This window comes from Klebsiella sp. I138, from assembly GCF_051131765.1.
In the GTDB taxonomy this organism is placed as follows: domain Bacteria; phylum Pseudomonadota; class Gammaproteobacteria; order Enterobacterales; family Enterobacteriaceae; genus Klebsiella.
Genome location: NZ_CP180447.1, coordinates 2,342,792 through 2,362,189, shown reverse-complemented (window position 1 = coordinate 2,362,189; position 19,398 = coordinate 2,342,792). Strand labels below are relative to the sequence as shown.

The following is a 19,398-nucleotide window of genomic DNA, read 5'->3' as shown; positions in this document are numbered from 1 at the left end:
TGGCTTCCTGCAACCTGAATCCAGTGGGTCAATGGGGTGGATGGCCCCGGAGGCGCAACGCGCCGCCTCCGGGGGGTTTTGCTTACAGCGTATGCTCGGTTCGGGCGATGATATCGTCCTGGGCATCCGGCGACAGCGCGGTGAAGAAGGCCGAATAACCGGCCACGCGAACCACTAAATCACGATACTGGTCGGGGTGTTTCTTCGCTTCCAGCAGCGTTTCACGCGACACGATGTTGTACTGGATATGCCAGCCTTTATGCACCTCGAAGAAGGTCCGCAGCAGCACCATTAGCTTCTGCTTGTCGGACTCGTTCTCCAGCGTCGCCGGGTTCAGCTTCTGGTTAAGCAGCACGCCGCCGAGAATCGAGCCGGTCGGCAGTTTACCCACAGAACTGATAACCGCGGTCGGCCCAAGATGGTCGGTCCCGGAGGCCGGACTAGCCCCTTCCGCCAGCGGTGAATGCGCCTTACGGCCATCCGGCGTCGCCATGGTCTGCGCGCCGAACGGGACGTTCGCAGAAATTGATGAAGTTCCGGCGTAGTAGTTGCCGCCAATCGGACCACGACCGTAGCGCGGGTTGTGGTACTGCTTCAGCTCATCGATATAAGTCTGGTAAGCGCGTGCCAGCAGGGTATCCACGCTGTCATCATCGTTACCGTACTTCGGCGCGCCATTGATCAAGCGCTGACGCAGCTGCTCGTGGGTCAGGCCGTCAAAGTCTTCTGCCAGTGCTTTTGCCAGCTGCTGTTGACCGATTGCCCCCTGTTCAAACACCAGCTTTTTCACCGCGATCAGGCTGTTACCGAGGTTGGCAATACCGACCTGCAAACCGGAAACCCAATCGTATTTCGCTCCGCCTTGCTTAATACTCTTCGCCCGCTCAATGCAGTCATCCACCAGCGCCGAGCACAGAATATCGTGGACGTTCTCTTCCAGCATGGTATCGACCACATACTCAATCTCGATTGATTTGCGCGTGTAGTAGCGAATCTGAGTATCCCAGTCGGCCAGGACCTGCTCGAAGTTGGCAAAGTTACCTTTCGACAGCGCATGTTCCTGCGGCAGGAACACCTGGCCACTGGTCGCATCGCGTCCCCCTTCCAGGGTCGCGAGCATCACCCGGGCGAAGTTAATAAAACTCATCCCGGTACAGCGATATCCCCATTTGCCGCCGACGGCGGTTTCGATGCAGCCGATGGCCGCATAGTCGTAGGCATCCTGCGGTTCGATGCCGAGTTTGATGAATTCAGGAATAACAATCTCGTCATTATTGAACGCCGGCATCCCGAAGCCGCAGCGAATCACCTGCACGCAGGCGTCGAGGAAGTCGTTACTCATGCCGGCGTGGTAGCGCACGCTGAGGTTGGGCTGAGTTGAGCGCAGACGGCCGCAGGATTCCAGAATGGCATAGGAGAGGGGGTTCACCGCATCCTGCGCTTTGCCATCCACCAGGTTTTGTCCACCGATGGTCACGTTCTGATACAGTGGGCTCCCTGCGGAGGCTTTAGAGTGCGATCCGGAGCGAATTTTGTTCACTTCCAGCAGTTTCAGCCAGCAGCTATGCAGCATTTCAATCGCCTGCTCGCGTGCCAGGGATTGCTGTAACTCGACGTCACGGCGGTAGTACGGATAGAGGTACTGGTCCATACGGCCGAAGGATACCGAGTGACCGTTGGACTCAATCTGCAGAATCAACTGGATGAAGTAGCACAGCTGCAGCGCCTGCCAGAAGGTTTTTGGTGGTTCATGAGCGATGATGTCGCAGTTTTCCGCGATGGCCAGCAGCTCGTCGCGACGGGTTTCGCGCGTTTCTGCTGCGGCCATGGTACGAGCCAGTTCGCCAAAGCGCTGGCAGTGTTTGCTCACCGCGTCCAGTACGATATCAATGGCCTTCAGGAATTGCTCACCGTGCAAGTCTTCCAGCACCGTAAGGTTGATGCGCGAGCGGCGCTCGGCCACTTTGGCACGCATGCCGTCGAGGCCTTTTTCCAGCAGCAGCGGATAGTTAACCGCAAGGTGGGCATCCCCGGAGGTCATATTGCCTTCTGCTTTGATAATACCGGTTGCCAGCAGCGCTTTTTGCTCATCGGTAAACATTCCGTAGCAGCGATCCTGGACGGTTTGCCCACGCCACCACGGGCAGATTTCATGCAGGACCCGCTTGTTCTCTTCGCTGACGGCGAAACCCGCGCCCGGACGATCGGCAAGATCATCGATCTCTTTTTCAATCCAGCTGACGGTATATTCCGGGAAGATCGGCGCGGCGCGGACTTCGCTTGCCTGGTTGCCGACGATCAGCTCGTCGTGTTTGATCCAGATAGTACGCTCTGCCAGGTGATGAGCCAGCGCCAGCGCACGACGCACCGGAATAGGCTTATCAAGATGCTGCTGATAAGCCGCGGTGTAATGCTGCGCGCGCTCTGTGCACACCGGGGGCTTAACGATATGTACCAGCGCCATTTTATGCGCCTGAATGCGAGCGCTCAGCGTATCCAGTTTCAGGGTGGTCATGGGTTTATCCTCGTAAAGTAGCCGTTAAACCTTTGCTCTGAGCATAGTGCTGCGCGAAGGCGAGCAGCTCGGGTGCAGCAAGCGGTTTGTCCGGTGCGGTATAGGGTTGACTGAGTAACTGGTATTTGTTCATTCCCAGCGTGTGGTACGGCAGGAAATGAATCTCCGCGACCTGCAAACGGTCGGCGGCAAAATCGGTAATGGCGGTAATGGCGGCTTCATCGGCGTTGAACCCCTGAATCAACGGGACGCGGATGATCATTTTCTTCCCGGCCTGCGCGACGCGCTGCAGGTTATCCAGCACCCGGCGGGCGCTGCCGTCGGTCCACTGGTTGAAAATCGCTTCATTAACGTGCTTAAGGTCGGCAAGAAACAGATCAATCCACGGCAGCGAGGGCGCCACATATTTCCACGGCACGTGCAGACAGGTTTCGACGGCGGTGTGAATCCCGGCTTCATGGCTGGCCTGAAACAGCCGCTGCGCCAGTTCAGGATTCATAAACGGTTCACCGCCGGAGAGAGTAACCCCGCCGCCGCTGCGATCGTAGAAAGGTTTATCACGTAGCACCGTGGCCATAATCTCCTCCACGCTCTTCTCTTCGCCGCAAACGGTGAGCGCGGTGGTCGGGCAGCATTCGCGCAGCCGCGCATAGTGGTCATCGGTGAGCTTTTCGCGATGGATAATCAGGCCATCGAGCTTGCGGGTGATGACATCCGGCGCCGTCTGCTGACACAGGTCACAGCCGTCGAGGCACAGACGGGTGTCATACAGGAGGTCCGCCGTGCGGGCGCGACTTTCCGGATTCTGGCACCAGCGGCAACCCAGCGAGCAACCTTTAAGGAATACGACGGTGCGAATCCCGGGGCCGTCGTGAGTTGAATAGCGCTGAATGTTGAAAATCATAATGTGCCCTCTCTTTGCATATGAAGATTAAATTACTTTCGAATGAAAGTTGTATTGATGCAAATCAACAGCAGAGCGGATCAGGCCTGGGAGAAAAGGGAAAGTCGTACCAGGTCACACATTAACCGGCGGCGGCCGCCGCCGGGAGGGGGTCAGAGACCAGCGCAAACCTCGCACTGCGGGTTGCGCGGCAGCTTCATTTCACGAAACTGACAGGTCATCGCGTCGTAGATAACAATTTTGCCTGCCGCCGGAACGCCGTAGCGGGTGAGAACTTTAATGGCCTCCATCGCCTGCAACGCGCCGATGACGCCGACCAGCGGTGCCATCACGCCCGCCTCAACGCAGGTGAGGGCGTTGTCGCCGAACAGGCGGCTCAGGCAGCGATAGCACGGTTCGCCCTCCTGCCAGGTAAAGACGCTGATCTGGCCTTCCATACGAATCGCTGCGCCGGAAACCAGCGGCGTTTTGTGCCGGAAACAGCCTGCATTGAGCTGATTGCGGATAGTGACATTATCGGTGCAGTCGAGCACCAGATCGTGCGCGGCAATATGCGCCTGTAATGCATCGTCTTCGAGCAAGGCGTTCAGCGTCGCGAGCTGAACGTGCGGGTTGATGCGCACCAGCGCGTCACGCGCGGAGTCGACCTTCGGCTGGCCAAGGGTCGCATCGCTGTGCAGCGTCTGGCGCTGCAGATTGGAGAGCGACACGGTATCGAAGTCCAGTAGTGTGAGCTGACCGACGCCAGCGGCCGCCAGATATTGTGCCGCAGCGCAGCCGAGTCCGCCGAGGCCAACCACCAGTACCCGCGAGGCTTTCAACTGCTCCTGGCCGTCAAAATCGAAACCGCGCAGGATGATTTGACGGTTATAGCGCAGCATCTCCTCATCGCTCAGCTCGACGCCCATTACACCCCCCCAAACAGATGGTTAAAGGGTTCAACTTCAACCCATTCGCCCGCTTCGACATGGCCGCGTTCGCGTTCCAGGACGATAAAGCAGTTACCGAGGCTAAAAGAGCTAAAAATATGCGAACCCTGATGACCGGTCGACTCAACCACCAGCTCACCGTCCGGGTTGCGTTGCAGTACGCCGCGCTGGAAGTCGAGGCGGCCCGGCGATTTTTTTAGCCGCGTGGCGGCGCGAACGCGCAGGCGCATCGGCTGAGTTCTGCCGCTGTTGCCCCCCAGTTTTGCCAGCAGCGGCTGCACCAGCTGGTAAAAGGTGAGGGTAGCGGAGACCGGATTGCCCGGCAGGCCGCAGAACCAGCTGTTGTTCAGCTTTCCGAAGGCAAAAGGTTTACCCGGTTTGATGGCCAGCTTCCAGAAGCCAATTTCGCCCAGCTCTTCGAGGATTGTTTTGGTGTAATCCGCTTCCCCGACGGAAACGCCGCCGGAACTGATGACCACGTCGGCCTGGCGGTCAGCTTCGATAAACACCTCGCGCAGGCGGTCCGGATCGTCAGGAATAATGCCAAGATTAATCACCTCACAACCCAGCTGCTGGAGCATCAGGTGTACGGCGAGTCGGTTGGTATCGTAGATTTGTCCGTCGCCCAGCGGCTGGCCCGGTAGCTGCAGTTCATCACCGGTCGAGAACACCGCGACGCGCACTTTACGCACCACATCCACCTGCGCAATACCCAGCGAGGCCAGCACCGGCAGCTCGGCGACGGTAAGCGAGGTTCCGGCGGGGAATACAACGGCACCATCGGCGATATCTTCGCCACGGCGGCGAATGTTTTGCCCCGCTTTGATGGGGGCGACGAAGCGGATACCTTCTTCGGTCTGCTCTGTCTCTTCCTGCATCACGACCGCATCGCAGCCTGAAGGGAGCGGTGCACCGGTCATGATGCGAATACAGGTGCCGGCAGGCCAGATATCGTGGAACGGCTGCCCGGCGAAGGCTTTACCTGCGACCGGCAGCGCCGCGCCGTCGGCGAGGTCAGCCAGACGCAGGGCATAGCCGTCCATTGCCGAGTTATCAAAGCCCGGGACGTCCAGCGGCGAAATGAGATCATGGGCAGTTACGCGCGAAAAGGCCTGCAACAGCGGGACGGTTTCCACCGCGTTCAGCGGTGTAATACGATTGAGCATCTGAGTCAGGGCTGTGTCGAGCGGCATCAGTCCGGCGGTAAAATCCATGGGGTTCTCCTGCGGGCAAAACATCGAAAACGCCTATTATGACAGAAAAGCGCTGACGGCTATATGCCACCACGGTACAGGCTTTACACCACCGCATAGGCTTTCTATATTCAAAAATTGTATAGGACAGTCAGCACGATAATGATATTTATACACAAAATCATCCAGGATGCGTTGAATCAGTAGGGGAATACACCTGGAAAAGAGCAGGTTATCCGTCGCCACTCAAGAGGCTGTTTGCAGGATGCCGTATGAATAAAGACATTTTATGGGTAAGGGATCGCTGAATGGGCAAGGCGGTGATAGCAATTCATGGCGGGGCGGGGGCGATAACGCGCTCCGCGCTGACGCCGGAACGCGAACGACAGTACGTGGCGGCGCTCTCTGAGATTGTCGACAGCGGACAAAAAATGCTGGCGGCAGGCGCCAGTGCGCTGGATACGGTCACTGAAGTGGTGCGCCTGCTCGAGGAGTGCCCGCTGTTTAATGCCGGTATTGGGTCAGTTTTTACCCGTGATGCCACTCATGAACTGGATGCCTGCGTGATGGACGGCAACCGGTTGCAGGCCGGGGCGGTTGCCGGAGTCAAACATTTACGTAACCCGGTGCTGGCCGCGCGTCTGGTGCTTGAGCAAAGCCCGCATGTGCTGCTGATCGGCGAGGGCGCGGAAGCGTTCGCCGCCGACCACGGTATGGAGCCGGTAGAGAACGCACTGTTTTCGACCACCGAACGTTTACTTCAGCTGCAACAGGCGCAGGCCGACGACGAGATCGTACTCGATCACCGCACCTCGCCGCTGGACGAACGCCATAAAATGGGCACCGTCGGTGCGGTGGCATTGGATTTGGCCGGCAATCTGGCGGCGGCAACCTCGACCGGCGGTATGACGAATAAACTCCCCGGTCGCGTCGGCGACAGCCCGTTGCCGGGGGCCGGTTGCTATGCCAATAACGCCAGCGTCGCGGTCTCCTGTACCGGCACCGGCGAAGTGTTTATCCGTACGCTGGCGGCCTACGATATCGCTGCGCTGATGGAATATGGCAATCTCAGCCTGTATGAAGCCTGCGAGCGAGTGGTGATGGAAAAACTGCCGGCGCTCGGCGGCAGCGGCGGCCTGATTGCCATCGACAGAGAAGGCAATGTGGTGCTGCCGTTCAACAGTGAAGGCATGTACCGGGCCTGGTGCTACGCCGGGGATACGCCCACAATTGGCATTTATCGGGAATAAGGGGAAGCACGTTGCCGCATAGTCAAGAAATCGACGCCAATGATGTCCTGGTGGTGCGCGATCTGAACGTGGCATTTCGCCAGGAGCGGGAGACGTTTTCTGCGGTGCGTCAGCTGTCGTTTACCCTGCGGCGGGGCGAAACGCTAGCCATCGTCGGCGAATCAGGGTCGGGGAAATCCGTGACTGCGCTGGCGCTCATGCGTCTGCTCGATCGGGAGGTTAGCGAGGTCAGCAGCGAAGCGCTGTGGCTGCGTCGTCGCAACCGCCAGGTTGTTGCCCTGAGCGAACAGTCTGCTGCCGGGATGCGCAGCGTGCGCGGGGCCGATATGGCGATGATTTTTCAGGAGCCGATGACCTCGCTGAACCCGGTGTTTACCATCGGAGAGCAGATTGCTGAATCTATTCGCCTGCACCAGGGGCTGGGGCATGATGCAGCGCTGCGCGAAGCAAAGAAAATGCTCGATCAGGTGCGGATCCCCGAGGCGGAAACGATGCTCTCGCGCTATCCTCATCAGCTCTCCGGCGGGATGCGTCAGCGGGTCATGATCGCCATGGCGCTGTCGTGCCGTCCTGCGGTTTTGATTGCCGATGAACCCACCACGGCGCTGGATGTCACGATCCAGGCACAAATTCTCCAGCTCATTGCCGTTCTGCAAAAAGAGATGGCGATGGGGGTGATTTTTATTACTCACGATATGGGCGTCGTCGCCGATATTGCCGATCGGGTACTGGTAATGTACCGCGGTGAAGCGGTGGAGAGCGGCACGGTAGAGGCTATCTTCCGCGCACCGCAACATCCCTACACCCAGGCGCTGCTAGCTGCAGTACCGCGACTTGGCTCGATGCGCGGCAGCAACCTGCCGCGCCATTTTCCGTTATTACAGCAGCCCGCGCCCGATGAGGGCGAACAGAATACCGTCGTGGCCGGCGAGCCGATTCTTAAAGTGCGCGATCTGGTGGCGCGCTTCCCGTTGCGCAGCGGTATTTTGAACCGCATCACCCGCGAAGTTCATGCGGTCGAGAAGGTCAGCTTCGATCTGTGGCCGGGAGAAACCCTCTCGTTGGTCGGCGAGTCCGGCTGCGGGAAGTCAACGACCGGCAGGGCTTTGCTCCGGCTGGTGGCGACGCAGGGTGGAACGATCGTCTTTAACGGAGAGCGTATCGATACGCTGGCAAACAGCAAGCTTCAGGCGCTGCGCCGCGATATTCAGTTTATTTTCCAGGATCCGTTTGCGTCGCTCGACCCGCGACAAACCGTCGGTTATTCAATAATGGAGCCGCTGCGCATACACGGCATGCTGAAGGGGGACGCGGCGCGTGAGCGTGTCGCCTGGCTGCTGGAGCGAGTCGGCCTGCAGCCGGAACACGCCTGGCGGTATCCGCACGAGTTTTCCGGCGGTCAGCGTCAGCGAATTTGCATCGCCCGCGCGCTGGCGCTGAATCCAAAAGTGGTGATTGCCGACGAGGCCGTGTCGGCGCTGGATGTCTCCATTCGCGCGCAGATTATTAATCTGATGCTCGATTTACAGCGTGAAATGGGCATCGCATTCCTGTTTATTTCACACGATATGGCGGTGGTTGAACGCATCAGTCACCGCGTGGCGGTGATGTATCGTGGGCGAATTGTTGAGATTGGCCCGCGCCGCGCCGTGTTTGAAAACCCGCAGCACCCTTATACCCGCAAATTAATGGCCGCTGTACCGGTGGCCGACCCGACGCATCGTCATCCGCAGCGCGTACTGCTCTCTGACGAACTGCCGGGCAATATCTATAAGCGGGGTACAGAGGTTATCAGCGCGCCGTTACAACAGGTGGGGCCGGGGCATTTTGTCGCCAGGGAACCCGTCGCCGACGTGCTGGGAAGATAACAACGACACCAACAATACAGCCTTTCAGGAGAACAACATGACACAACGTGTATCACGCAAGGGGTTGCTGGCGCTGGTCGTCACGTCAGCGCTGGCGGCGAGCCCGGTTTTTGCCGCGAAAGATGTGGTCGTCGCGGTCGGTTCTAACTTTACGACCCTCGACCCGTATGATGCCAATGACACGCTGTCCCAGGCCGTCGCCAAGTCGTTCTATCAAGGGCTGTTTGGCCTTGATAAAGAGATGAAGCTGCAAAACGTGCTGGCGGAGAGCTACACCATCTCGCCGGACGGGCTGGTTTACACCATCAAACTCCATTCCGGGGTGAAGTTCCAGGACGGTACTGATTTTAACGCCGACGCGGTGAAGGCTAACCTCGACCGCGCCAGCAATCCTGACAACCACCTCAAGCGCTATAACCTGTATAAGAATATCGCCAGCACCGAAGCCGTTGACCCGACGACGGTAAAAATCACCCTGAAGCAGCCGTTCTCCGCGTTCATTAACATCCTTGCTCACCCGGCAACGGCGATGATCTCCCCGGCGGCGCTGAAAAAGTTCGGCAAGGATATCGGCTTCCATCCGGTAGGAACCGGGCCGTATCAGCTGGATACCTGGAATCAGACCGATTTCGTGAAGGTGACAAAGTTTGCCGGTTACTGGCAGCCGGGCCTGCCGAAGCTGGACTCGATTACCTGGCGTCCGGTGGTAGATAACAATACCCGCGCGGCGATGCTGCAAACCGGAGAAGCGCAGTTTGCTTTCCCGATCCCTTATGAGCAGGCGCCGCTGCTGGAGAAAAACAGCAAGCTGGAGCTGGTGGCCAGCCCGTCAATCATGCAGCGCTATATCAGTATGAACGTGACGCAAAAGCCTTTCGATAACCCGAAAGTGCGTGAAGCGATCAACTACGCTATCAACCGCCAGGCGCTGGTGAAAGTCGCCTTCGCCGGTTACGCGACCCCGGCAACCGGCGTGGTACCGCCGTCTATTGCCTATGCTGAGAGCTTTAAACCGTGGCCGTATGACCCGGCAAAAGCCCGCGAGTTGCTGAAAGAGGCCGGTTTCCCTAACGGATTCAGCACCACCCTGTGGTCATCGCATAACCACAGTACCGCGCAGAAAGTGCTGCAATTTACTCAGCAGCAGCTGGCTCAGGTGGGCATCAAGGCACAGCTGACGGCGATGGATGCCGGGCAGCGTGCGGCGGAAGTGGAAGCAAAAGGGCAGAAAGAGAGCGGGGTGCGGATGTTCTACACCGGCTGGTCGGCCTCAACCGGCGAAGCCGACTGGGCACTGTCACCGTTGTTTGCTTCACAAAACTGGCCGCCGACGCTGTTCAACACCGCGTTCTATGGTAACCCGCAGGTGGATAAAGACCTCACCGGCGCCCTAAAAACCACCGATGTGAAGGAAAAAACGCGGCTCTATAAAGAGGCCCAGGAGACTATCTGGAAAGAGTCGCCGTGGGTCCCGCTGGTGGTGGAAAAACTGGTCTCGGCACACAGTAAGAATCTGACCGGTTTTTATATCCAGCCGGATACCGGATTTAGCTTCGAGCAGGCGGATTTAGCACAGTGACGGAAAGCACTCTGACCCTCTCCCGTCGCGGGAGAGGAACATGGCGTGCCCGACTGGGTTTTTTATCTTCGCTCCGGCAGGATAAAGATGCAGGCAAGGAGGGCCGATGCTCAATTATGTGATTAAGCGCCTGCTGGGGCTGATCCCCACGCTGCTGATTGTGGCGGTGCTGGTGTTTCTGTTCGTGCACATGCTGCCCGGGGATCCGGCGCGGCTGATTGCCGGACCCGAGGCCGATGCACAGGTCGTGGCGATGGTGCGCCAGCAGCTGGGGCTTGACCAGCCGCTGCACGTGCAGTTCTGGCACTATATCACCAGCGTATTGCAGGGCGATTTCGGCACCTCGATGGCATCACGCCGCCCGGTCAGTAGCGAAATTGCCAGCCGGTTTATGCCGACGCTGTGGCTGACGCTGGCCAGCATGAGCTGGGCGGTGGTATTTGGCATGGCAGCGGGTATTGCGGCGGCCGTGTGGCGCAACCGCTGGCCTGACCGCCTGGGTATGGCGCTGGCGGTTACCGGTATTTCATTTCCGGCTTTTGCGCTTGGCATGCTGTTAATGCAGGTCTTCTCGGTGGAGCTTGGCTGGCTGCCGACGGTCGGCGCTGACAGCTGGCGGCACTACATTCTGCCTTCTCTGACGCTGGGAGCCGCGGTCGCGGCGGTGATGGCGCGTTTTACCCGCGCCTCTTTTGTCGATGTTCTGCATGAAGATTATATGCGTACGGCGCGCGCCAAAGGGGTCAGTGAGACGCGGGTGGTGCTGAAGCACGGTCTGCGCAACGCCATGATCCCGGTGGTAACCATGATGGGCCTGCAGTTCGGTTTTTTACTCGGCGGGTCGATTGTGGTCGAGAAGGTCTTTAACTGGCCAGGCCTTGGGCGATTGCTGGTGGATTCAGTGGAGATGCGTGACTATCCGGTGATTCAGGCGGAAGTGCTCCTCTTTTCGCTGGAGTTTATTCTTATTAATTTAGTGGTGGATGTTCTGTATGCCGCCATTAACCCGGCTATCAGGTACAAGTAAGGTGCGATTGCTCAACTGGAGAAGGCAGGCGGTTATCAACGCCATGCCGGGGATTAAACCCGGACAAATCCGCACGCCGTGGCGCGAGTTCTGGCGGCGCTTTCGTCGTCAGCCGGTAGCGATGGGGGCCGGCGTTTTCGTCCTGCTGCTGATTGCGGTTGCCCTTGTGGCGCCATGGATTGCGCCGTTCGATGCGGAAAACTATTTTGATTATGACCGGCTCAACGACGGCCCGTCGATGCTGCACTGGTTTGGGGTCGATTCGCTCGGGCGCGATATCTTTAGTCGGGTGCTGGTTGGTGCTCAGATTTCGCTGGCGGCCGGAGTGCTGGCAGTGCTGATCGGCGCGGCAATCGGTACCGTACTCGGTCTGCTGGCCGGGTATTATGAAGGCTGGTGGGACCGCATCATCATGCGTATCTGCGATGTGCTGTTCGCCTTTCCCGGGATCCTGCTGGCGATTGCCGTGGTCGCGGTGATGGGTAGCGGAATGTCGAATGTGATCATTGCGGTGGCGATCTTTTCGATCCCGGCGTTTGCTCGCCTGGTGCGCGGTAATACTCTGGTGCTTAAACAGCAGACCTTTATCGAATCGGCGCGCAGCATCGGCGCCAGCGACATGACGATTCTGTTCAGTCATATTTTGCCCGGTACGGTATCGTCGATCGTCGTCTATTTCACCATGCGTATCGGGGTGTCGATTATCTCCGCCGCCAGTCTCTCATTTCTTGGGCTGGGCGCGCAGCCGCCGACTCCGGAATGGGGGGCGATGCTCAATGAAGCGCGGGCGGATATGGTGATGGCGCCGCACGTGGCGCTGTTCCCGGCGATTGCGATTTTCCTGACGGTGCTGGCGTTTAACCTGCTGGGGGACGGCCTGCGCGATGCGCTGGATCCAAAGATAAAAGGGTAGTACACGGGAGCACAATGCCCGGTGGCGCTATCGCTTACCGGGCCTGTGTGCAAAGTGCTTACTGGGTGTTGTTGCCCGGACAGGTGCGGAGCACCGCCTCCGGGATGAGTTCAGCAGGCGGAATTAAGCCCGGCTGCCCCACAGGTCGTATTCGTCGGCATGTTCCACTTTCACCCGGACCACGTCGCCAGGTTTAACCTTCGTTTCACCGTTCAGGTAGACCGCGCCGTCGATTTCCGGGGCATCGGCCATGCTGCGGCCAATGGCACCTTCTTCGTCCACTTCATCGATCAGCACCATGATATCGCGGTCGACTTTCTCCTGCAGACGCTCGGCAGAAATCTGCTGCTGCAACTGCATAAAGCGATTCCAGCGCTCTTCTTTCACCTCTTCCGGCACCTGATCCGCCAGTTCGTTCGCGGTAGCACCTTCAACCGGGCTGTACTTAAAGCAGCCTACGCGGTCAAGACGCGCCTCTTTCAGGAAGTCGAGCAGCATCTGGAAATCTTCTTCCGTTTCGCCCGGGAAGCCGACAATAAAGGTCGAACGCAGGGTCAGGTCTGGGCAGATTTCACGCCACTGCTTGATGCGCGCCAGCTGACGGTCGGCAGAGCCTGGGCGTTTCATCAGTTTAAGAATACGCGGGCTGGCATGCTGCAGCGGGATGTCCAGATACGGCAGGATTTTACCTTCCGCCATCAGCGGAATCACGTCATCGACGTGCGGGTACGGATAGACGTAGTGCAGACGTACCCAGATGCCCAGTTTCGCCAGCTCTTCGCACAGGCTAACCATGCTGGTTTTGACCGGGGCACCGTCATGGAAACCGGTACGGTGCTTCACATCGACACCGTAGGCAGAGGTATCCTGGGAAATGACCAGCAGCTCTTTCACGCCGGCATCGGCCAGGCGTTTGGCTTCGGACAGCACTTCGCCTATTGGGCGGCTGACCAGATCGCCGCGCATTGACGGGATAATGCAGAAGGTACAGCGATGGTTACAGCCTTCAGAGATTTTCAGATAGGCGTAATGACGCGGCGTGAGCTTCACGCCCTGTTCCGGCACCAGGCTCAGGAACGGGTTGTGTTTTGGCTTCGGCGTGTAGTGGTGGACATGCTCCAGTACCTGCTCGTAGCTGTGCGGCCCGGTTATCTCCAGTACCTTAGGATGCACTTCGCGAATCTGGTCTTCTTTCGCACCCAGGCAGCCGGTCACAATGACTTTGCCGTTTTCTTTTAACGCTTCGCCAATCGTTTCCAGAGATTCCTGAACGGCGCTGTCGATAAAGCCGCAGGTGTTGACGATAACCATGTCGGCGTTTTCGTAGCTAGGAACCACTTCATAACCTTCGGTACGCAGTTCGGTCAGAATGCGCTCAGAGTCCACGAGATTTTTCGGGCACCCTAATGAGATAAATCCAATTTTGGCCATTTTTTATACTATACATTGCTCGGAATGGCGGGATTATACCTACGCCTTGATTGTTGTTTCTAGCCCCCCAATGCGGGCGAAGGCGCAATAAAGGCGTAACGTCACTTAAGATGACAAAAAAACAGCATTAATGATGGCCAACTGCGGTCAGAAACCTTCACCATCAGCGGAATCTCCGGTGGAGATCCGCTGTGCGTGACGGGTCTGCGGTCGATTACTTCAGCATGGCGGCAATTTTCTCCAGGGTCGGCTTTACCGAGGAGTAAAAGTGACGGAAACCCGGGCAAAGATAGTTCAACCCTTCTTCTCCATCCGGGGCGCGGACAATGCGGTTTTTCGGACATTCCCCCCAGCACAGGTTCAAATGCGGACAGGATTTGCAGTATGCGGGCAGGGTCTCTTTCTTGCCCATGCCAAAAACTTTCTGGCGTTCTGAAAACACCATATGCGCCAGCTTATGGGCCTTAATATTGCCGAGCTTGTATTCGGGATAGACGTAGTGGTCACAGGAGTAGACGTCGCCATTTTTCTCAATCGCCAGTGCTTTACCGCAAAACGGTGCGGTGATGCAGAGCTGGGAAGGGAGGCCCATGGTTTGTACGACTGCGGTTTCAAACAGGTTAACCTGGACGCGGCCCAGATCGTTGGTCACCCATTCATCAAACGTTGTGGTCAAAAAATGTCCCCAGTCATCGGGGTCAACGGACCAGTCGGTGACGACCGAATCGAGATCTCCCGGCCTGGCTCGGCGGGAGCCGGTCACGGGAATCGCCTCTTCCCGCCAGAACTGCGGGGCGGTGGTCTTGAAGTCTGTTGCCTCTACGCAGGGGGTAAACTGGATATAGGTTGCCCCGAGCTCCTGAGTGAGAAAGCGGTAAACCTCGCGAGGAAACCGGGCATTCACCCGGTTGATAACCGCCAGGGCGTTGAACGGTACTTTATGACGTTTAAGGGCGGCAATACCGGCCATGACTTTGTCAAAAGTTGGCTTTCCGCTGCGGGTCACGCGAAAGCGGTCATGTATTTCCCGGGGGCCATCAATAGAGACGCCGACCAGAAAATTATGCTCCTTCAAGAAAGCGGCCCACCGGTCGTTGATTAAGATGCCGTTGGTTTGCAGATCATTTTCAATACGTTGATGTTTTGGCTGATATTTTTTTTGCAGGGCCACGACCTTGTGGAAAAACTCCAGCCCCATCAGGGTCGGCTCACCCCCTTGCCAGGAAAAGATAATCTCTTCCCCGTCCTGGCTTTGAATATACTGGCGGATAAAGTTTTCCAGCACATCATCACTCATGCCTTTATCCTGCGGCTGATCGAGTAGCTGCTCCTTGTGCAGATAAAAGCAGTACTGACAGTCAATATTACAGGTTGAGCCGCTGGGTTTAGCCATCATGTGATAACGGCGTTTGTAGGCGGGGAGATATCGTCCCTGGTTTTGCAACGGTGTCAGTGGGATCTCGGTGCTTTTTTTCATCAACCGTAACCTGTGTCGGGTGCCGTATAGGCAATAAAAAGGCCCGGCAGAGATTCTCCGGGCCTGGTATTTTTTTAGTTACCGGTGGGCAGGCTCAACTTGAAGCCTTCACTCTGCAACTGGTCGCGGACGTTTTTGAAACGCTCATACTGAGACAACGTGATTGGCCCGCTGTAGCCTTCGCTCTGCGACTTCCGCGGCGGGTACTGAACATAGGTCTTCATCAGGTTGGAGATGGCCTCGTTGAAGGTCACCAGCGTCCAGGTATGCTCGGTATAGTTGTTCATAAAAATGTCGTAACGTTCCTGCGGATCCTGCCAGAGGTCAAAAATCTGCGGGACGGTGGCGACATAAGAGGTCGGGCCTTTCCAGCCAAGGTTTGAGTCCACGGCCAGGCCACCGGTTTGTGCTCCGTTATCGCCGCGCAGGTTAAAGACGGCTTTATAGTGGCCGACGCGTGCCGCGCCAGGGGTGAGTTCGTCTTCGGTGAAATAGAACCATGAGGTGCGCGGATCTTTACCGGTGCCAAACAGCACCGGGGAGATATCGTAGCTGTCAAAGATAATCGGCTGACCGGCCCGGTCCTTATCGGGCAGTTTAATTCCGGCCACGGAGGCAAATGTCGCCATTAAGTCCAGGCCGCCAACGATGTCATGGTTGCGGCTGTGATCCTTAATTTTACCTGGCCACCAGGCGATAGCCGGCACGCGGCTGCCCCCTTCGCGATCGGTTCCTTTGGTACCGCGGAACGGCGTATAGCCCGCATCAGGATAGACATCCTGCCAGGCACCGTTATCCGTCGTCCAGATGACCAGCGTGTTTTTATCGAGGCCCAGTTCACGGAGCTTATCCATGATGTGGCCCACGCGGGCATCCATTTCGACCATGGAATCAGCATATTTGCTCTTCGACATGGATTTGCCAATGTAATCCGGGTCAGGCATGTTCGGCTGGTGGTTCTTCATGAAATTGATACTCATAAAGAAAGGTTCAGCCGATTGGGCATTGGCGGTCAGATAATCCAGTGAGGCTTTTTCGACGTAGCGATCGAAGAACGGGATCCCAACAACGCCTTCTTTGCCATCGATCTCTGGCGTATTGACGTACTGGCCGTTGATCTTGAAGTCTTCTTTCGGTGTTTCACCGGCCTTACCTGAAAGCGCACCGCGCGTCACGCGCGCAAACATTTCGCGCAGCTGCGGGTCCATATCCGGGAACCAGGTGGGGTCAGCATAGGTATAGGCGTTGAGGTGATACAGGCCGACATACTTCATTTCGTCGTAGCCCTGAGCATTGGGCAGCGCGTAATCGGCTTCGCCCAGGTGCCATTTACCGGTGAAGAACGTTTTGTATCCGCCGGTCTTCAGAACGGATGCCAGCGTCCATTCTTCTTTAGGCAGGCCGCCGCCTTGCCCCTGGAAGGCCACGGTGGTCATCCCGCTGCGGTTAGGAATACGGCCGGTCTGCATTGCAGCACGGCCCGGCGTGCTGCTGGGTTGGCCATAAAAATCAAAGAAAGTCATCCCTTCATCGGCCATGCGGTCGAGGTTTGGCGTTGGCATGCCGCGACCTTCACCCCCGCCAAAGACGCCCAGATCGCCGTAGCCGGTATCGTCAGAAACAATCAGTATAATATTGGGTTTCTTTGCCGATTCACCGTTTTGATCCGTGGTATTTTGCTCCGCGGCCCGCACAGCGCCATAGGGTAATAGCGAGCCCGCAGCAAACGCGAGAACCCCTATACCCTTGTATGTTTTATTCATGTTATTCCCCATCATAGCTTCATATGATAATGAGTATTATTTAACACCTTCAGGGAAGGTGTAGATGAATAAGCTCGATATCCCAACACAACCCTGATGAGAAATAGCAACCGCTGTGATGTTGGGTTAGCGAGGTAAGTGAAGTCTATATTGGTGAAAAGCGCCAGCGGGCCGGGTTAGCTGCGGAGGGAGAGAAGGAGACGGCGCGCCTGCATCAGGCGATGCGGTGCCAGCCACGGCGGGGAGAACATGGTGTACCGCTGGCTGCGAATAAATGTTACGAGACGTAAGAGGGATATTTTTTATCGTCGTGAAATACGCGCTGGCGCAAATAATGAGAGTGATGATTTTATTAACGTTAATATTTCTCTGCCAAAAAGTGCGGAATAACCTCAGTATTTATTCAGAACATATTATTTTTCCCGCGCTATTTTTGGAAAAGTGTTCCCCAGGATGACTCCCGGGGAAATAGCCTGCTTCTGTCAGGGTTGGGCAACCCCGCCTGCCGGGGCCGAACCCGGAGCGGTGGGTTCTCGCTTGTCGCGCAGGGTGAAAATCGATATCAGGGTAAACAGCCCGGCGATGCCGCCGAGGATATAATATGTATGCGCGAAGCCGATGGTGTCGTACAGGTAACCGGCCAGCGGAGAGTAAATAGCGGTGGCAATAGAGGCGACAAACAGCACCAGTAAATAGACCGTTGAAGAGAGTTTATGGTCGAAGTTGGCGGCGATAAATTTAAACACCGAAACCAGAATGAGCGGTTTTTCCAGCGCGTGCATCATTTTCACCGCACCAATCCAGACCGGGCCTAGTGGGATGGCTGAACCCATGATGCGTACCGACATAATCAACCCGGCAATAATCAGCGCCCATTTTGCCCCTGTGCGGTTAACAAACCACGGCATCAGGCAAAGAAAGAGCGTTTCGCCGCAGACCTGGATGGAGGCCAGAATCCCGTACCAGCGGTTGCCTTCTTCCGGGGTGGGGAACTGCAGAGAGAAGTACTGCGCAAACTGCTGATCGTAGGTGTCATAAATCTGCGTGACGAATAGGGTAAAGATCAGCAGCATCCAGAACTGTCCGTTTTTTGCCAGCTCCAGCGCATGGGAGACCTTCAGCGCACTGGTTTTTTCCATCTCGGCTTCGGTGAGTTCGATTTTGGTCAGCATGAAGCAGATCGCGGCAATCACAATCGCAATACTGGCCAGCCAGAAGGCAAGGTTTGGGCTGCTGTCGATGTATTTTCCCACAATCCACGCGGCGGCGGCCCAGCCTAATGACCCCCACATCCGTACCCGACCATATTCGAAATGATAGCGCCGCGAAATTTTATCGATATACGAATCGATGACTCCGCAGCCGGAGTTAAAAATAACCCCCAGATAGACACCACCCAGTAAGGCTCCCAGCCAAAAGCTGTGCACCAGCAGCGGGGCATACAGATAAATAAAGAACGGACCGACCGGCAGGAGCATGGCCAGCAGGATCCAGATAAGTCGCTTTTTCAGACCAAATTTATCGGCAATGAAGCCAAAAAAGGGCTGCATCAGCAGGGCGATAAAGGCGTTAACGGAATACAGCAGGCCAGTTTTAGTGGCGCTGATCCCAAGATGCTGAGTCGTCCAGATAACGAAAAACGCCATGGTGGATGACCAGGCGAATAAATAGAGGAAATCGAAAAGACTCAACAAGATATAGTTTCTTTTGCCGGGCGTAATCATTTCAGTTCCTTCAGGCGATCGAGGTTCATATTGCGGGGAGAAGCCGCAGGTCGTGGTTTTTTTATTCAATGTTATACGTAATACATTAAGCCCGCTGATATGACACCCGAAGGAAACTTTGAGCAATTGTAATGATGGTTATTTGTGATCATTGCTGCAAAAAAAGAGTAAATCATTGCTGTTTTAATGTTTCATTATCTTTTTCATGCCGTGAGAGCGTATAACATTTTGTGGTGTTAACTTCGTTTTTGACCTAAGAAGGAGCCTGAGTTGGTTGTGACTTAAAACATCAATGTAACATTGTAAATGATGTTAATTAACCGGGAATTATTGACCTCGCGCATTCCTTTGTACAAAAAATAGCCATATTCTAATAATGGTAATGGATGACAGAGGAGGAACCATGATGAGCGTTGACAGACTGTATCGTAACCTTCTGAATAAGCTGATTAATGCCAATATTGATCTCGACGCTTATTTACAGTTACGCAAAGCGAAGGGCTATATGTCAGTCAGCGAAAATGAGCATCTGCGTGATAACTTGTTTGAACTGTGTGGTGAAATGCGTGAGCACGGGCGGCGATTGCAGCACGTTCTCACGCCGGAGGAAAAGGATGCTCTCCGTCTTGCGGGTGGAGCCGTCGCCTCAGCGGCGGTTTGCCTGATGAGCGGGCATCATGACTGCCCGTCTTTTATTGCAGTTAACGTAGAGACCCTGGAACGCTGCCTGACGGAACTGACGCTGAATATTCATAAGCTGAATAAACAGGCACCAGTAACCCACGTCTGAATTCGGGGGGAGGCGAACTCCCCCTGCTTAATGTT

Annotated in this window: 14 protein-coding genes; 6 read left to right on the top strand and 8 right to left on the bottom strand. The window is 56.4% G+C overall.

Features of this window, described 5'->3' with window-relative positions; translation table 11 throughout:
• Window positions 1-82: 82 nt before the first annotated feature.
• The 4 genes from ACMYSK_RS10995 to moeA form a co-directional block, all read right to left on the bottom strand.
• The gene (locus ACMYSK_RS10995; protein WP_434642967.1) at window positions 83-2,515 is read right to left on the bottom strand and encodes a formate C-acetyltransferase/glycerol dehydratase family glycyl radical enzyme; all 2,433 of its coding nucleotides are present in this window, start codon (window positions 2,513-2,515) and stop codon (window positions 83-85) included.
• Between the two features lie 4 nt (window positions 2,516-2,519).
• Complete coding sequence (locus ACMYSK_RS10990; protein ID WP_434642966.1) at window positions 2,520-3,419, bottom strand: glycyl-radical enzyme activating protein; 900 nt, start codon at window positions 3,417-3,419, stop codon at window positions 2,520-2,522.
• 152 nt (window positions 3,420-3,571) lie between these two features.
• On the bottom strand, window positions 3,572-4,327 hold the full coding sequence (moeB, locus tag ACMYSK_RS10985) for a molybdopterin-synthase adenylyltransferase MoeB (protein ID WP_434642964.1): 756 nt from the start codon (window positions 4,325-4,327) through the stop codon (window positions 3,572-3,574).
• The gene (moeA, locus tag ACMYSK_RS10980) at window positions 4,327-5,562 is read right to left on the bottom strand and encodes a molybdopterin molybdotransferase MoeA (RefSeq protein WP_434642962.1); all 1,236 of its coding nucleotides are present in this window, start codon (window positions 5,560-5,562) and stop codon (window positions 4,327-4,329) included. Before moeA ends, moeB begins: the two co-directional genes overlap by 1 nt.
• Window positions 5,563-5,849: 287 nt before the next feature.
• Here moeA and iaaA point away from each other — a divergent pair, with 287 nt between their 5' ends.
• The 5 genes from iaaA to gsiD all read left to right on the top strand — a co-directional run bounded on the left by iaaA (window position 5,850) and on the right by gsiD (window position 12,178).
• The gene (iaaA, locus tag ACMYSK_RS10975) at window positions 5,850-6,791 is read left to right on the top strand and encodes a beta-aspartyl-peptidase (protein WP_434642960.1); all 942 of its coding nucleotides are present in this window, start codon (window positions 5,850-5,852) and stop codon (window positions 6,789-6,791) included.
• Between the two features lie 11 nt (window positions 6,792-6,802).
• Window positions 6,803-8,659, top strand: a complete 1,857-nt coding sequence (gsiA, locus tag ACMYSK_RS10970) for a glutathione ABC transporter ATP-binding protein GsiA (RefSeq protein ID WP_434642958.1) — start codon at window positions 6,803-6,805, stop codon at window positions 8,657-8,659.
• A 37-nt stretch (window positions 8,660-8,696) separates the two neighbouring features.
• Window positions 8,697-10,238 (top strand): glutathione ABC transporter substrate-binding protein GsiB, encoded by a 1,542-nt coding sequence (gene gsiB, locus ACMYSK_RS10965; RefSeq protein ID WP_434642957.1) that lies wholly within the window; start codon window positions 8,697-8,699, stop codon window positions 10,236-10,238.
• 106 nt (window positions 10,239-10,344) lie between these two features.
• The gene (gene gsiC / locus ACMYSK_RS10960) at window positions 10,345-11,265 is read left to right on the top strand and encodes a glutathione ABC transporter permease GsiC (protein WP_434642955.1); all 921 of its coding nucleotides are present in this window, start codon (window positions 10,345-10,347) and stop codon (window positions 11,263-11,265) included.
• Window position 11,266: 1 nt separating this feature from the next.
• Complete coding sequence (gsiD, locus tag ACMYSK_RS10955; protein ID WP_434642953.1) at window positions 11,267-12,178, top strand: glutathione ABC transporter permease GsiD; 912 nt, start codon at window positions 11,267-11,269, stop codon at window positions 12,176-12,178.
• Window positions 12,179-12,301: 123 nt separating this feature from the next.
• Here gsiD and rimO read toward each other — a convergent pair whose 3' ends face one another.
• The 4 genes from rimO to ACMYSK_RS10935 all read right to left on the bottom strand — a co-directional run bounded on the left by rimO (window position 12,302) and on the right by ACMYSK_RS10935 (window position 18,570).
• Entirely contained in the window at window positions 12,302-13,609 is a 1,308-nt protein-coding gene (gene rimO / locus ACMYSK_RS10950; protein WP_434642951.1) for a 30S ribosomal protein S12 methylthiotransferase RimO, read from the bottom strand.
• A gap of 214 nt (window positions 13,610-13,823) precedes the next feature.
• Window positions 13,824-15,086 (bottom strand): anaerobic sulfatase maturase, encoded by a 1,263-nt coding sequence (locus ACMYSK_RS10945; protein ID WP_434642949.1) that lies wholly within the window; start codon window positions 15,084-15,086, stop codon window positions 13,824-13,826.
• Between the two features lie 74 nt (window positions 15,087-15,160).
• On the bottom strand, window positions 15,161-16,849 hold the full coding sequence (locus ACMYSK_RS10940; protein ID WP_434642947.1) for an arylsulfatase: 1,689 nt from the start codon (window positions 16,847-16,849) through the stop codon (window positions 15,161-15,163).
• 482 nt (window positions 16,850-17,331) lie between these two features.
• A complete protein-coding gene (locus ACMYSK_RS10935) occupies window positions 17,332-18,570 on the bottom strand; it encodes an oligosaccharide MFS transporter (RefSeq protein ID WP_434644036.1) in 1,239 nt (412 codons plus the stop codon).
• Window positions 18,571-18,979: 409 nt separating this feature from the next.
• On the opposite strand from ACMYSK_RS10935, the gene bssR reads away from it, so the two are divergent.
• Window positions 18,980-19,363, top strand: a complete 384-nt coding sequence (gene bssR / locus ACMYSK_RS10930) for a biofilm formation regulator BssR (protein WP_434644033.1) — start codon at window positions 18,980-18,982, stop codon at window positions 19,361-19,363.
• Window positions 19,364-19,398 lie beyond the last annotated feature (35 nt).

Excerpts from the sequence above, each read along its gene's own strand:
- moeB (WP_434642964.1), bottom strand. The coding sequence starts at position 4,327 with ATGGGCGTCGAGCTGAGCGATGAGGAGATGCTGCGCTATAACCGTCAA.
- moeA (WP_434642962.1), bottom strand. The coding sequence starts at position 5,562 with ATGGATTTTACCGCCGGACTGATGCCGCTCGACACAGCCCTGACTCAG.
- bssR (WP_434644033.1), top strand. The coding sequence starts at position 18,980 with ATGAGCGTTGACAGACTGTATCGTAACCTTCTGAATAAGCTGATTAAT.
- gsiC (WP_434642955.1), top strand. The coding sequence starts at position 10,345 with ATGCTCAATTATGTGATTAAGCGCCTGCTGGGGCTGATCCCCACGCTG.
- ACMYSK_RS10945 (WP_434642949.1), bottom strand. The coding sequence starts at position 15,086 with ATGAAAAAAAGCACCGAGATCCCACTGACACCGTTGCAAAACCAGGGA.
- ACMYSK_RS10940 (WP_434642947.1), bottom strand. The coding sequence starts at position 16,849 with ATGAATAAAACATACAAGGGTATAGGGGTTCTCGCGTTTGCTGCGGGC.
- iaaA (WP_434642960.1), top strand. The coding sequence starts at position 5,850 with ATGGGCAAGGCGGTGATAGCAATTCATGGCGGGGCGGGGGCGATAACG.
- ACMYSK_RS10990 (WP_434642966.1), bottom strand. The coding sequence starts at position 3,419 with ATGATTTTCAACATTCAGCGCTATTCAACTCACGACGGCCCCGGGATT.
- gsiB (WP_434642957.1), top strand. The coding sequence starts at position 8,697 with ATGACACAACGTGTATCACGCAAGGGGTTGCTGGCGCTGGTCGTCACG.
- ACMYSK_RS10995 (WP_434642967.1), bottom strand. The coding sequence starts at position 2,515 with ATGACCACCCTGAAACTGGATACGCTGAGCGCTCGCATTCAGGCGCAT.
- rimO (WP_434642951.1), bottom strand. The coding sequence starts at position 13,609 with ATGGCCAAAATTGGATTTATCTCATTAGGGTGCCCGAAAAATCTCGTG.